The following is a 14,055-nucleotide window of genomic DNA, read 5'->3' on the forward strand; positions in this document are numbered from 1 at the left end:
TTCCAGTTCTGTCCAAAATTAGCTATCAACAGGATTTGACAAAGAGCCAAAAAATAAGCCCCTAAAAGCCTATCATATCAAGGCAATTAGGGGCTTATCTGTTTTTATCCGACAGTTCCTTCCATCTCGTAACCGATCAGTCGATTCAACTCAACGGCGTATTCCATCGGTAATTCCTTAGTGAATGGTTCAACGAAGCCCATGATGATCATTTCAGTTGCTTTAGCTTCCGAAATACCACGGCTCATCAAGTAATACAATTGCTCTTCAGAAATTTTTGAAACTTTGGCTTCGTGTTCCATCGAAACATTGCCATTTAAAATTTCGTTATAAGGAATTGTATCAGAACTGGATTCCTCATCCATAATAATGGTATCACATTCAATATGCGCTTTTGAGCCGTCAGAATGGCGACCAAAACGAACAGTTCCGCGGTAATCAACCGCCCCGCCATCTTTGGAAATTGATTTGGAGACAATTGAAGAAGAAGTATTCTTGGCATTATGAATCATCCGTGCGCCGGCATCTTGGTCAACATTATGTCCGGCAACGGCGATTGATAACATTGTTCCAGTAGCACCTTCACCATCCAAGTAAACACTTGGATACTTCATTGTGATCTTAGAACCTAAGTTACCATCTACCCATTCCATCGTTGAGTTTTCCATTGCCTGTGCGCGCTTTGTTTCTAGACTGTACACGTTATTTGACCAGTTTTGGATCGTTGTATAACGCATATAGGCATCTTTTTGCGCATAGACTTCAACTACAGCCGCATGCAAACTGTCAGATGAGTAATTAGGCGCGGTACAGCCTTCAACGTACTGAATGCTGGCCCCTTCATCAACGATGATCAATGTCCGTTCAAACTGCCCTGAATTTTCAGCATTCAAACGGAAATAAGATTGAATTGGCACATCCGTTTTAACGCCTTTAGGCACATAGATAAATGAGCCGCCAGACCAAACAGCTGAGTTTAACGCCGCAAATTTATTGTCTGATGGTTTAACTAATTTAGCAAACCATTTCCGGAATAACTCTGGGTATTCTTTTAAGGCAGTATCGGTATCTGTAAAGATAATCCCCAACTTGTTAAATTCATCCCGCATATTATGGTAAACAACTTCAGACTCGTATTGCGCTGAAGAACCAGCCAAATATTTACGTTCTGCTTCCGGTACCCCTAAGCGATCAAAGGTATTTTTAATATCCTCAGGAACTTCTTCCCAATCACGATATTTTTTATCGGTTGCTTTTTGGTAATACAACATATTGTCTAAATCAAGCTTTGATAAATCAGGCCCAAATTTAGGCATTGGTAATTTTTTATATAGTTCATATGATTTCAGACGGAAATCGAGCATCCATTTTGGTTCGTTCTTTTCCTTAGAAATTGCGCGTACCACATCTTCAGTCAAACCATGACCAGTTGAGAAAACTGGTGTGACATCATCATGAAAACCAAAATCATAATCTTTATCTAATCCTAATTCGTCAACGCTACTGGCAATCGTAGCGTTATTTTTCGTATTTTCAGTTTCAGGCATTGGCATAAGCTGTCCCCCCGTTCAATAAATATAATCCGATTGTTGCACAAATGTTACTCTTCATGTGAGCTCAATAAGTGCGCCATTCCCTTACCATCGTCACCAGTTAAGGCGTTATTCAACGCCTTCCACGCCAGTGTCGCACACTTGATCCGTGCAGGAAACTTAGCTACCCCTTCAAGAATCGACGCATCACCCAAGACGGTTAAATCCAAATTAGGCTTATCACCGATAATCATTTCGGAGAAAACTTGAACCATTTGTTCTGCTTCAGCCGGTGTTTTGCCGATAACGGCATCGGTCATCATACTCGCTGATGCTTGGCTGATCGTGCAACCATCACCAGAAAAAGCGACATCACTGATTTTACCATCAGCCACAGCAACTTCTAGTTGAAGTACATCGCCACAAGTAGGATTGCGCAACTCAATTTCATTAGTTGCTTGCTGTAAATGGCCGTGATGGTGCGGATGGGCTGAATGATCAAGGATAACTTGGCGGTATAAATTATCTAATTTAGATAGTGCCATTTTTGAAAAACTCCTTTGTTGCCACAATTGAATCAACTAAACGATCAGCATCGGCCTTGGTATTATAAATATAGAAGCTTGCTCGCGCTGTTGCCGGCACATTCAAATACTTCATCAATGGTTGTGCACAATGATGGCCTGCTCGAACAGCGACACCTTCCATATCTAGGCCAGTTGCTAAATCATGCGGGTGTAAGCCTTCTAAATTAAAGGCAATCACGCCTGTATGTTTAGCTGGATCATGGGGCCCGTAAACGGTTAGCCCATCAATCGCTAATAACTTAGGTAACACGTAATTAACCAATTTTTGTTCATGTTCCTGGACTGCGGCCATGCCAAATTGATTTAAATAGTCAATGGCAGCACCTAAACCAATTGCCCCAGAAATATCGGGCGTTCCGGCTTCGAACTTCCATGGTAATTCAGACCATGAACTATCGAATAAGTTAACAAAATCAATCATTTCGCCACCAAATTCAATTGGTTCCATTGCGTTTAACAAATCTTCTTTCGCGTATAAGCCACCGATCCCAGTTGGTCCCAGCATTTTATGACCCGAGAAAGCCAAGAAATCACAATCAAGATCTTGCACGTCAACCGGCATGTTAGGCAGTGATTGTGCACCGTCAGCAACCATAACCGCACCATGTTGATGCGCTAACTTAGCTAATTCTTTGATTGGGTTAACCACACCTAAAACGTTAGAAACCTGGGCAATAGCCACAATCTTTGTTTTATCAGTGATCTGCTGTTGTGCATCTGCCATATCTAAGGTGCCGTCAGCATTCATCTTGATGTACTTCAAAGTTGCCTGTTTACGCAGTGCTAACTGTTGCCATGGCACTAAATTACTATGGTGTTCCATATAGGAAATTACGATTTCATCACCAACAGTAATATTAGCTTCACCATAACTAGCAGCGATCCAATTTAGACTAGTGGTTGTCCCGCGAGTAAACAAAACTTCCTTAGTTGAACGCGCATTGATAAAGGCACGTACTTTTTCACGGGCTGCCTCAAAGTCTTCAGTTGCCCGCTCTGCTAAGGTGTGCACGCCACGATGAACATTGGCGTTATCGTTATAGTAATAGTGCGTCAAAGCCTCAACGACAGCTTTAGGTTTCTGAGTTGTCGCCGCATTATCTAAGTAAACTAATGGTTCATCATTAACTTGCTGATCTAAAATCGGGAAATCAGCACGGATGTCATTCAGATTTTTGCCCATTTTCTAACTTCCTCTCGATCGTAGCAGTTAATTGATCCCGTACACGTTTAGTAGGGATTTCAGTTAAAACATTACCTAAGAAACCTCGGATAACCAAACGCTCAGCACGCTTCTTGTCGATTCCACGACTCATTAAATAATACATTTGTTCTTCGTTAACTCGGCCAACACTGGCAGCATGGCCAGCGGTAACGTCATTTTCATCGATCAACAAAATTGGATTGGCGTCACCACGTGCATGAGTCGACAACATCAAAACACGACTTTCTTGCTGAGCATCTGAACCCCGTGCGCCTTTGACGATATGACCCACACCATTAAAAATCAATGCTGATGATTCGAGAATGACCCCGTGTTGTAAGATATGCCCAACTGTGTGCTGGCCTAAATTAGTCACGCGGGTATCGATACCTTGCAACTGTTCACCAGTTGTAACGGCGACAACTTTAACTTCAGCGTGAGCACCGTGACCAACTAAATCTGTATTAAAATCAACTACTACGTTACCATCGTTCATCATCCCGACAGCCCAGTCTAACTTTGCATCATTTGCTAGGTTACCTTGACGACTAACATAACCAGTTGTTGCTTTGCTTAATTGATCAACAGCTGAAAAACGTACATGCGCGTCATCTGCAGCTACAACTTCAACGATAACGTTAGCTAAATTAGCTTGCTCGCCGACTGTTGCGTAGTTTTCAGAATAAGTGACTTGGCTATTGGTCTCAGCAACAACTAAGACATGCTGAATGAAGTCTTGAGTCCGGGTGCTATCTTGAATATAATAGCCCTGGATTGGATCCTTAACCGTTACGCCCTTAGGTACGTAGAGGAATGCCCCACCGTTGACAAAGGCGGTGTTAAAGGCAGCTAAACGATTAGCGTCAGGCTTAATAGCAGTCGTCATGAAATACTTTTGGACCAAGTCTGGGTGTTCACGCACCGCGGTAAATAAATCCGTAAAAATGACGCCTTGAGCCGCTAAAGCTGGATCTAATCTAGTTGCAATAACCGATTCGCCAACTGTCACTAAGACGTTTTTGGCCTCAGCGTAATCTAGATCTAAACTAGACAAATCAATTGCACTTGAATCTTGGACAGCTGGTTCATGAACATCAGTTAGTGGCCAACGTTGATACTTTATTTTTTCAAATACAGGTAGCGCTAAGGCTGGATATTTAGCCAACATTGTTAGGCGCAGATCCCGCAACCAATCAGGTTCATTATGCGCTGCGGAAAAGGCCGACACTGCGGATTGAAACTCGATTTCTGCTTGTGTTTCCATAACCCGCGCCTCCTTAAATTTCGTCCGTTAATTTGACATCTAATCCAAGATCATCACGAACACCAGCATAGCCTTCAGCTTCAAGCTTTTCAGCTAATTCTGGGCCGCCACTTTCGACGATTCGACCATCCATCATAACATGGACAGTATCAGGAACAATGTAATTCAACAGGCGTTGATAATGGGTAATGATCAATGAACCAAATTCTGCTCCGCGCATCGAGTTGACCCCTTTAGAAACGACCTTTAAGGCATCAATATCTAGCCCAGAATCGATTTCATCAAGGATGGCAAACTTCGGTTGGATCATCATTAATTGTAGAATTTCATTACGCTTCTTTTCACCACCGGAAAAGCCTTCGTTCAAATAACGTTCAACCATATCATCAGTCATATCTAGAATATCTAAATTTTTATCGAGGAATTTCATGAATTCTAATACGGGAATCTGATCATCATCGGCACGGCGCGCATTGATTGCAGCCCGCATGAACTCGACATTCGTGACCCCAGCGATTTCAGCTGGATACTGCATTGCCAAGAATAAGCCAGCACGTGCCCGTTCATCTACAGGTAAGTCGAGTAAGCTCTTACCATTTAACAAAACGTCACCTTCAGTGACTTTATATGCAGGATTGCCCATAATTGCTTGTGATAAGGTCGACTTACCAGTACCATTTGGTCCCATGATGGCGTGAATTTCGCCAGTATTCATGGTTAAATTGACCCCTTTAAGGATCTCTTTTTGTAGACCTTTATCTTCATCAACGACGGCAACGTGTAGATTCTTTACTTCTAACTTTGACATGTGCTCTCCTCCGATATCAGGAATTACTGGTTAATACCCAGTGAAAGCGATTTAACTGAAAATCGTTTCCAATATTAAACAATACTCATTCTAACGTAATTGAGAATCTTTTTCAATAACCCCTGCTGACTTCCTTAAATAATTTTGCACGTTCAAAAAGCTATCATCACCGAGATGATAGCGAAATCAAAGATTTTTATGACAAAATTAAAATTAAATAAGATTATGCTATTGGTTACCTGTATCATCAGTTATCTTGATAGCGTTTTCCTAAATTAATAAAAAAAACTACGTTTACACGTAGTTTTCGCTCTGTCTATTTAACTGGTAAGACGGCGCCCTTGAAATGTTGACCAATCCACTTTTGGGTTGATTTTGATAGCAAGGCTTTCTTTAACTTCTTAACAGCAGGTTTGTTTTCATCGCCTTTGCGAACTTCCAAAATATTAGCGTATGGTGATGAACTCTTTTCTAAAGCAATGGCATCCTTCTTTGGATTCAAGCCAGCTTGAACGGCGAAGTTAGCGTTGATAAAGATGACAGCTCCTTCGTTATTCTTATACAATTCAGGCATCAATTTAGGATCATAATTGTACTTGAATTTCAGATGTTTAGGATTAGATGCAATATCGTTGAAATCAGCATCAGTTAACTTGGTTCCTGATTTAATCGTGATCAATTTAGCATCCTTTAAAATCTGTAACACCCGGCCATAATCAGGACGGTTATTTGAAACTAAAATAGTTGAACCATCTTTAACATTCTTCAAGTTCTTAGTTGTCTTCGAATAGGCACCAATTGGTTCCAAATGAACCGCGCCAATATCCGAGATCTTATAACCATTTTTTTCAATTTCTTGATCTAGATATGGTTTATGGGCAAAATAAGTGACGTCCAAATCTTTATTGACCAAGGCTTTATCAATTAATGAATAATCCTGGAAGACGGTCACTTTCAAGTTGACGCCTTCTTTTTTCAATTGTGGCTTAACGTGATTCAAAATAATTGAATGCGGCGTTTTTGTTGCCCCGACCTTTAACGTTGTTGCTGCTTCAGCAGTGGAGCTAAGTGTGCTTGCCCCTAACACAAGTACTGCAGCTGCAGTAACCAAACGAATTAAACGATGTTTCTTTAACATAAAAATCCCTCCATTTTTCGTAAAACTGTTAATAACCAAAACTTAATTAGCGACTCGTTTGTCTAGCTTATCCACAATCAGATCGCCAAGTGTTTGAAAAATAAAAACCACGATTAAAATAATAATAGTTGCGACCAAGGTCACCGTATTATTACTAGCTTGGAACCCGTCCAAGTAGGCCAAGTTCCCTAGCCCACCAGCACCGATCACACCAGCCATCGCCGTAAACCCAATTAAGGAGATCCCCGTCACCGTAATGCCAGAAACTAATGCTGGACTACTCTCAGGCAGCAAAACTTTGTAAATAATTTGCCAGCGCGTTGCCCCCATTGCTTCTGCAGCTTCGATAACCCCATGATCAATTTCATGAAAGGCTAATTCAACCATCCGCGCGTAAAATGGGGCTGCGGAAATGATCAATGATGGTAAGGCAGCCTTAGGACCAATAATCGTCCCCACCAGGTTCTTAGTTAAAGGCAGTAACAACACAATCAGAATAATAAATGGCACCGAACGAAAAACGTTAACGAACAAGGCGGTTACCCAGTGAACTAACCGTGCCCAAAAATTAGTACTGCCGGTGGTTTCAAATAGGAGTAGTCCTAATAAGATCCCTAAAATACCAACTAAAACTAATGAAAAAATCGTCATCCAAATCGTTTCCACCGTTGCCGACCACATACTTGGCCAGTTCACCTGTGAAAAATGAAAATATGAAGAAAATCCAGTTGTACTACTCACCACGAATCACCTCCGTTCCGACGCGCATTTTGTGGAGATAGTCAGTAGCACCGGCGATTTCATCGTCGTCACCTAATAATTGCAGATATAACGTCCCAATCGATCCTTCTTGGGTCTGGTGGATACTCCCATCAACAATATTCAAGTCAACATTGGGAAACTGGCGCAGCATTTCTGAAATGATTGGTAATTTTGCTTGATCACCATGGAACGTCAATTTAACGATTTTTCCCGTGGGCACTTGCGCCAATAATTCATTGATAACCACCGTTGTATCATTTAACTGCGGTGTTTCTTCTTCGGAAACGAATTGCCGCGTGATCTCCATTTTAGGATGGCGGAAAATATCGAAGACGTTGCCTTCCTCAACGACGGCCCCCTCATCCATAACTGCCATCCGATCACAGATTTTACGAATCACGTGCATTTCGTGAGTGATCACAATAATCGTAATTTTTAGCTCACGATTAATTTTCAGCAATAGCTCCAACACTTCATCAGTGGTTTTCGGATCCAAACCGCTGGTGGCTTCATCGGATAAAAGTAGCTGGGGATCATTGGCCAAAGCGCGTGCAATCGCTACTCGCTGTTGCTGACCACCAGATAGTTCGCTCGGATACGCATTTTCACGACCCTGTAAGCCAACTGTATCGATCAGCTTAGTTGCTTTAGCAATTCGTTCTGCCTTGTCCATCCCAATCAATTCCAACGGAAAAGTCACATTTTCTAAAACCGTTCGTGACCAAAGTAAGTTAAAGTACTGAAAGATCATGCCCATTTTCTGGCGGGCTTCCCGCAATGGTTTACCCTTCAATTCACTCATTACTGTTCCGTTGATGGTGACTACACCACTGGTTGGCGTCTCTAGCCCGTTAAACATTCGCACCAATGTACTTTTACCGGCACCAGAATAGCCAACGATACCATAGATCTCACCATCATTGATCGTTAGGTTAACGTCTTTTACAGCGGTAATGGTTTTTTGTTTACCTGGATATAACTTGCTGACGTCCTTAATTTCAATCACGCGTTGATCATCTCTTTCTCTATATACTTGTCTTTCAAGGCAACAAAAAAGCTTTCCATCCGGACTAAATAGCTGTCCAAGGACGAAAAGCTGAACTTTACGTGTTACCACCTTAATTTATTGCTGGATTACTCCACCAACCTTAATGAGTCAATGACTCAACGGATAACGGCCGCTTCACCGGGTCAAGCTACTTGTGTTCACTTGACGACGCTCCAGAACCATTCAACCAAGGCCACTACTGTTTTCCACTAACCAACAGCTCACTATTTAATGGTACCTTGGCGTCTTTCTTTCAACGCGTTTTATTGAATTGTTACCAATTATAAGCAGATTACAAATCAGTGTCAAGTCACAACCGTTGATTGCCTGATTTTTTAATTGAACTTTTCACTATCAGCGCTAAACATATAACTGTGATAATGGAAACGCATTGACATAATCATGCCGATCCCAATTAAATTACCAATCAGCGCCGAGCCACCTTGCGAGACAAAGGGCAACGGAATACCCGTTAAGGGCAATAGGCCAATGTTCATACCAATATTTTCAAAAGTATGGAATAAAATCATCATGATGACCCCGGTTGAAATATACGCGTAGAACTCATTTTTCGTATCAAAAGTAACCCGAATCATTTGGTAGATCAACAAGAAGTATAACAAAATCAGTAAAGTTGAGCCAATAAAGCCAAAATTTTCACCGATAACTGAGAAAATCATATCGGACTCACGGACTGGCACGTAGACCTCCACGTGATTGAAACCTTTACCAAAAATTTGCCCAGAACCAATTGCTTTCATACTACGCCACAACTGATAACTAGAGGTGCTAGTGTCGTTGGATGGATTCAACCATGTGTCGATTCGGGCAAATTGATAAGACTTAAAGCCCAATTTTGTTAAAATATTACGACCCCAAGTTGTTGTTACAAAAGTTAAGGCAGTCCCGCCAATGACGGTAACCGCTGAGATCAATGGCACCAAAATTTTCCAGGTCACACCAGAAACTAAAATCACACCACCAAGAATCGCTAGGAAAACCAAGGTCGTTCCTAAATCATTTTGAAAGTGTAAAGATAGTAAAATTGGCAACGTCCATAAAATTAATTTGCCTAATAAAAGCATATCCGATTGAACAGTATGATTGGGATATTTATCATTATGGCCCCGTACTGCCCGCGCCGCCATTAAAATAAACGCAGGCTTCATCACTTCTGAAGGCTGAAAGGTTAATGGTCCCAGTGCAAACCAACTTTTGGCCCCAGTTTGAACGTAGTAGGCACGGCTATAAAAAATTAAAATGGCAATCATCAAGAAAATCCCAAAACCATAAGCGTAAGGCGCAATTTTCCAGAGTTGCTCAGAATCAAATTGCATCATAATAGCCACGATGCCAATACCAATCACGTACCAAATTAATTGGGTAACCACCATTTTAACCACGTTAACGCTTTTAGTATCATTACTAGCCGCAACATAGATCGATGCTAAGCCAATTAAGGCTAACATCATAATGGGAAATATAATACCGTAATCAATTCGTGAGTTCTCGCGTTCGTCACGAGCTGCTTGTCGATTCATTAACTCACCTTTCCTTCACGTTTACTGATCTGCACACAACTATTTATGCAAATGATATTGCATGATCAGCGTATTCAAACCATCATCGTAAGTTTTGGCCCGATAAATTTCGCCATTAGTCAATTCAATTACAAATTGAGTTGCTTCCGGTTTAATAGTGCCAATTCGCTTTTTACCATCATAAACCACACTGATTGTTTCATCTGCTTGGGTCTCTTCTTCGATATTAAGCTCAATTTTGTTGGGCTGTTTCGCCATAATATTTTTCACTCGCTTTCGCTATTTCTGTTACATTTTTATTTCTGCATAAGCTAAAATGCTGTGGAACTGGATCAATGCCACCTTTAATAAACGGTTGACAACGCAAAATACGGCTAGTGCCCATTAATAAGCCACGTATCACGCCAAAACGCTGAACTGCCGTTTGCGTATAGTGGGAGCACGTGGGGTAATAACGGCAATGACTTGGTGTTCGCGCCGAAAAACGCTGGTACCACCTAATTAATCTAAGTACCAAGGCTTGCATTAGCTGGACCTCACTTTCACTTATCCTGTGACAACAAATTACGGCAAAAAGAAGCTAAGCTGCTGCTCAGCCTCTTTTACATTAGCGCACAAAATCAAGTAAGTGGCCCCAAGTACTGGGCAAGAAGACTCGAAACGGATTACTGCCACCAATAGCGTAGCCAATCATTGCACCAATCACAATAGCAATTGTCATGGCGACTGCCACTAACAAGATGCGAATCAAAACGGGTCTAACAAAAAAATCAAAGCGCTTGGAATCATTGTGCATGATATCACCTCAGTTTAACGTTTTTTGTTGATGTTCCCCAGTAAGACCCCAGTCCCCAAAGCAACGGCATCTAATGGCCGTTCAGCTACGATCACCGGTACCTTCAGATTGTCAGTAAATAACTGGGCAATCCCATGTAATAAGGCACCGCCGCCCGTTAACATAATACCATGATCAATAATATCGGCAGATAATTCTGGTGGCGTTTGGTTTAAAACATCCTTAGCCGCTTGAACGATCACCATCATCGTATCATGTAAAGCCGATTCAATTTCTTTAGACGTGATCGTGACTGTTCGTGGTAAGCCAGTCACCATATCACGCCCACGAACGTCTAATGTTTTACCAGCATCTTGGCCGTAAACTTCGCCAATTTCAATTTTAATCTTTTCAGCTGTATGTTCACCGATCAAAAGACTATGTTCCCGCTTAACAAAAGCTGCAATCTCAGCATCCATTTTATCGCCAGCCAAGCGTAATGATTGGCTCGTTACGATATCACCCATGGATAAAACTGCAATATCGCTAGTCCCACCACCAATATCGATCACCATATTGCCTTGTGGTTGGAAAATATCCATCCCAGCACCAATAGCTGCAACTTTTGGTTCCTCTTCCAAATAAACATTCCGGCCACCAGATTTTTCAGCGGCTTCAATGATGGCTTTTTGTTCGATCGACGTAATATTGGTTGGGCAGCAAATCAAAATATTTGGTTTCGAAAGTACCCCTTTTACGTTCAATTTATCAATAAAGTAGGACAACATTGCCTCGGTAATATCAAAATCAGCAATGACACCGTCTTTTAACGGCCGAATTGCCCGAATGTTACCTGGCGTCCGCCCAACCATTTTGTATGCTTCTGTGCCCACGGCAAGTACCTTACCGCTCTTCGTGTCAATTGCAACAACTGAGGGCTCATTAAGTACAATGCCTTTGCCCTCAACGTGAATTAAAACGTTAGCGGTGCCTAGGTCGATGCCGATATCTTTCGCCATATTTATATTTCTCCTCTCACATGAACCGAGTAGCTAAATCTACTCAGGTTGCGGGCTAATTTGCTAGCCCAATCAATAATGAATTATAGCATAACTTCACAAGGACGAAAACCTTGCTAAGCGCTCTCGTGACAGTTTAAAAGTAAAGATTTTATGAAAAAAGCTATCCGACCGCTGAAACGGTGAATAGCCTCTAGAATTATTGCTTACTCATTGTGGTCGCTATTTGTTGTGCTTTATCTTGAGCTTGTTGGTAAGCTAATTCCTTAGCAAACGTACTAGCATTCAAGATCTCCTGATTTTCCGGCTCGGTTACGCGAATAATTTGTGCGCCTAACGCACGCAATTTTTGTTGAAAATGATAATAACCGCGATCTAAATATTTCAAGTTAGTCACACGTGTATAACCTTTAGCCACTAAACCAGCAATTGCAAGTGCAGCAGCTGCCCGCAAATCGGAGGCCGCCACTTCCGCCCCAGTAAACTTTGTGGGCCCGTAAAGTAAAACAGAACGACCTTCAATTTTAAAATCAGCATTCATTCGCCGTAATTCATCCAAATGCATGAACCGATTTTCAAATACCGTTTCCGTCATTAAGCTGGTGCCATTAGCTGCTAATTGCAGAACCGTCATTTGCGCTTGCATATCTGTTGGAAAACCTGGATGTGGTAGTGTTTTAACGCTAGTTGGTCGCAAATACTGGTTGCCAATGATCCGCACACCAGCATCGCTTTCGACAACAGTAACACCCATTTCTTCAAGTTTAGCAATCAAAGGCTTATTGTGCTCTTTAATTGCATCCTTGATCAACACGTTACCGCCAGTGGCTGCCGCCGCAACCATAAATGTACCCGCCTCAATCCGATCTTGAATGATGCTGTGGCTACAACCATGTAACGCTTTGACACCTTCAATTCTCAATGTATCAGTACCAGCACCGATAACTTTAGCACCCATTTTATTGAGGACATTAGCTAGATCGACGATTTCGGGTTCACGGGCAACGTTTTCCATCACGGTTGTACCTTCAGCTAAGGTTGCCGCCATCATAATATTCTGGGTTGCACCAACACTTGGAAAATCTAAGTAAATATGACTGCCAACTAATTTATCAGCTCGTGCTTCGATGTAACCTGCGTGTTGCTCGATTGTTGCACCCAAGGCCTCGAAACCTTTTAAATGCAAATCAATTGGCCGAGTACCAATTGCACAGCCACCAGGCATTGCTACTCGAGCGTGACCTAAACGAGCCAAAAGTGGGCCTAAAACCACGATTGATGCGCGCATCTTCGAAACGTATTCTAGCGGCGCTTCAAAGGATAAATCGCCAGTAGCATCTAACACGATTGTCTTATGTAGCTGATCAAATTCAAGATTCAACTGCAGCACATTCAAAACTTCGTTCATCGTAAAGACATCAGATAAAATTGGCACATTATCTAATGCCATCCGACCACTTGAGGCTAAAATACTAGCCGCCAAAATTGGCAATACTGCATTTTTGGCGCCTTCGATTTCAACCGTGCCGTTCAATGTTTGACCACCGTGTACGATCAATTTTTCCATGGAATTTTCCCTCCGTCAAGCTAGCTAGGATTAACGTAACAAAAAGATCAAGTTACGTGTGTTGTCGATAAAGCTCAAGAAAAAGCTAGTGCATAAGTAGCCTAAAACAGCTGCCAAAATCACAAATAGTGTCTGGGCCTGTGGTACATGGCCTGCACGTAGCAAATGATCAAAGCGAACTGCCTGCAAGGCCCAAAAAGCAACACCAGTAAAAATAAAATAAGATGCTAATGTGACCACGGCTTGAATCCCGATGTTCTGCACGATCATATCCCCTTAACAAAACTGTATCTAAAAATTAATTTAATGTAACCGTATTTAAAAAAGCTTGTTGTTAGGTTTAGCCTCACTAATAGCTAAGCCTAATGCCTTGAGCACACTTTAAGTTCAATTTACTTTGTCGCCTAATGACTGCTACCATTGGCGTAAAAAGTATGTAAAAGCTGAAATAACTTTCCAAACACGCTCTAGATTAGGCCGTTAAAAATGGATGCAACACAAAAGCAGTATTGCATCCCGACTGTTTTTCCTAGTCACCATTTTAACATAGACCTTAGCAAATGTCAGGATTTTCCTGATAAGCCTGTTGTTATAGGCATCAACTTATTTTTATGATTCAAAATTACTTTAAAATACAAAGCACTAATGACCATAATAACGGCTGAATTTGACCAAAGCGCACTGTTTACCCCCGTTTAGCCTGCCGTTATATCTATTTATACTAAAAAAATAAGCTAGCAGTCAATAAATTGACTATGTTATAGTCCCTTTATGGTTGACAGATGAAATAATATAATTCATTTATCGATC

Annotated in this window: 15 protein-coding genes; all 15 read right to left on the reverse strand. The window is 41.6% G+C overall.

Going from position 1 to position 14,055, the window contains the following annotated elements; translation table 11 throughout:
* Window positions 1–104: 104 nt before the first annotated feature.
* Window positions 105–1,547 carry a Fe-S cluster assembly protein SufB gene (sufB, locus tag EKM80_RS13330; protein WP_125554045.1) on the reverse strand — a complete coding sequence of 481 codons (1,443 nt, stop codon included), beginning with the start codon at window positions 1,545–1,547 and terminating at the stop codon, window positions 105–107.
* A gap of 53 nt (window positions 1,548–1,600) precedes the next feature.
* Complete coding sequence (gene sufU / locus EKM80_RS13335) at window positions 1,601–2,077, reverse strand: Fe-S cluster assembly sulfur transfer protein SufU (RefSeq protein ID WP_125554020.1); 477 nt, start codon at window positions 2,075–2,077, stop codon at window positions 1,601–1,603.
* Window positions 2,064–3,302, reverse strand: coding sequence for a cysteine desulfurase (locus EKM80_RS13340; RefSeq protein ID WP_125554022.1), 1,239 nt, complete (start codon window positions 3,300–3,302; stop codon window positions 2,064–2,066). The genes sufU and EKM80_RS13340 overlap by 14 nt, the downstream gene beginning before the upstream one ends.
* Entirely contained in the window at window positions 3,283–4,587 is a 1,305-nt protein-coding gene (sufD, locus tag EKM80_RS13345; protein ID WP_125554024.1) for a Fe-S cluster assembly protein SufD, read from the reverse strand. Before sufD ends, EKM80_RS13340 begins: the two co-directional genes overlap by 20 nt.
* A gap of 13 nt (window positions 4,588–4,600) precedes the next feature.
* The gene (sufC, locus tag EKM80_RS13350) at window positions 4,601–5,395 is read right to left on the reverse strand and encodes a Fe-S cluster assembly ATPase SufC (RefSeq protein ID WP_125554026.1); all 795 of its coding nucleotides are present in this window, start codon (window positions 5,393–5,395) and stop codon (window positions 4,601–4,603) included.
* Between the two features lie 316 nt (window positions 5,396–5,711).
* Window positions 5,712–6,533: a MetQ/NlpA family ABC transporter substrate-binding protein gene (locus EKM80_RS13355; protein WP_125554028.1), complete on the reverse strand. Its 822-nt coding sequence runs from the start codon at window positions 6,531–6,533 to the stop codon at window positions 5,712–5,714.
* 42 nt (window positions 6,534–6,575) lie between these two features.
* Entirely contained in the window at window positions 6,576–7,274 is a 699-nt protein-coding gene (locus EKM80_RS13360; RefSeq protein ID WP_164509576.1) for a methionine ABC transporter permease, read from the reverse strand.
* Window positions 7,267–8,301, reverse strand: coding sequence for a methionine ABC transporter ATP-binding protein (locus tag EKM80_RS13365; RefSeq protein WP_125554029.1), 1,035 nt, complete (start codon window positions 8,299–8,301; stop codon window positions 7,267–7,269). Before EKM80_RS13365 ends, EKM80_RS13360 begins: the two co-directional genes overlap by 8 nt.
* A 377-nt stretch (window positions 8,302–8,678) precedes the next feature.
* The gene (locus EKM80_RS13370) at window positions 8,679–9,884 is read right to left on the reverse strand and encodes an FtsW/RodA/SpoVE family cell cycle protein (protein WP_125554031.1); all 1,206 of its coding nucleotides are present in this window, start codon (window positions 9,882–9,884) and stop codon (window positions 8,679–8,681) included.
* A gap of 39 nt (window positions 9,885–9,923) precedes the next feature.
* The gene (locus tag EKM80_RS13375) at window positions 9,924–10,142 is read right to left on the reverse strand and encodes a DUF2969 domain-containing protein (RefSeq protein ID WP_125554033.1); all 219 of its coding nucleotides are present in this window, start codon (window positions 10,140–10,142) and stop codon (window positions 9,924–9,926) included.
* Entirely contained in the window at window positions 10,117–10,410 is a 294-nt protein-coding gene (yidD, locus tag EKM80_RS13380) for a membrane protein insertion efficiency factor YidD (RefSeq protein WP_125554035.1), read from the reverse strand. Before yidD ends, EKM80_RS13375 begins: the two co-directional genes overlap by 26 nt.
* A gap of 81 nt (window positions 10,411–10,491) precedes the next feature.
* Entirely contained in the window at window positions 10,492–10,680 is a 189-nt protein-coding gene (locus EKM80_RS13385; RefSeq protein ID WP_125554037.1) for a DNA-directed RNA polymerase subunit beta, read from the reverse strand.
* Window positions 10,681–10,694: 14 nt separating this feature from the next.
* Complete coding sequence (mreB, locus tag EKM80_RS13390) at window positions 10,695–11,678, reverse strand: rod shape-determining protein (protein ID WP_125554039.1); 984 nt, start codon at window positions 11,676–11,678, stop codon at window positions 10,695–10,697.
* A 199-nt stretch (window positions 11,679–11,877) separates the two neighbouring features.
* Window positions 11,878–13,245, reverse strand: a complete 1,368-nt coding sequence (murA, locus tag EKM80_RS13395; protein WP_125554041.1) for a UDP-N-acetylglucosamine 1-carboxyvinyltransferase — start codon at window positions 13,243–13,245, stop codon at window positions 11,878–11,880.
* 30 nt (window positions 13,246–13,275) lie between these two features.
* Window positions 13,276–13,509 (reverse strand): DUF1146 family protein, encoded by a 234-nt coding sequence (locus EKM80_RS13400; RefSeq protein WP_125554043.1) that lies wholly within the window; start codon window positions 13,507–13,509, stop codon window positions 13,276–13,278.
* Between the last annotated feature and the right edge of the window lie 546 nt (window positions 13,510–14,055).

It is taken from the genome of Loigolactobacillus jiayinensis (assembly GCF_003946445.1).
In the GTDB taxonomy this organism is placed as follows: domain Bacteria; phylum Bacillota; class Bacilli; order Lactobacillales; family Lactobacillaceae; genus Loigolactobacillus; species Loigolactobacillus jiayinensis.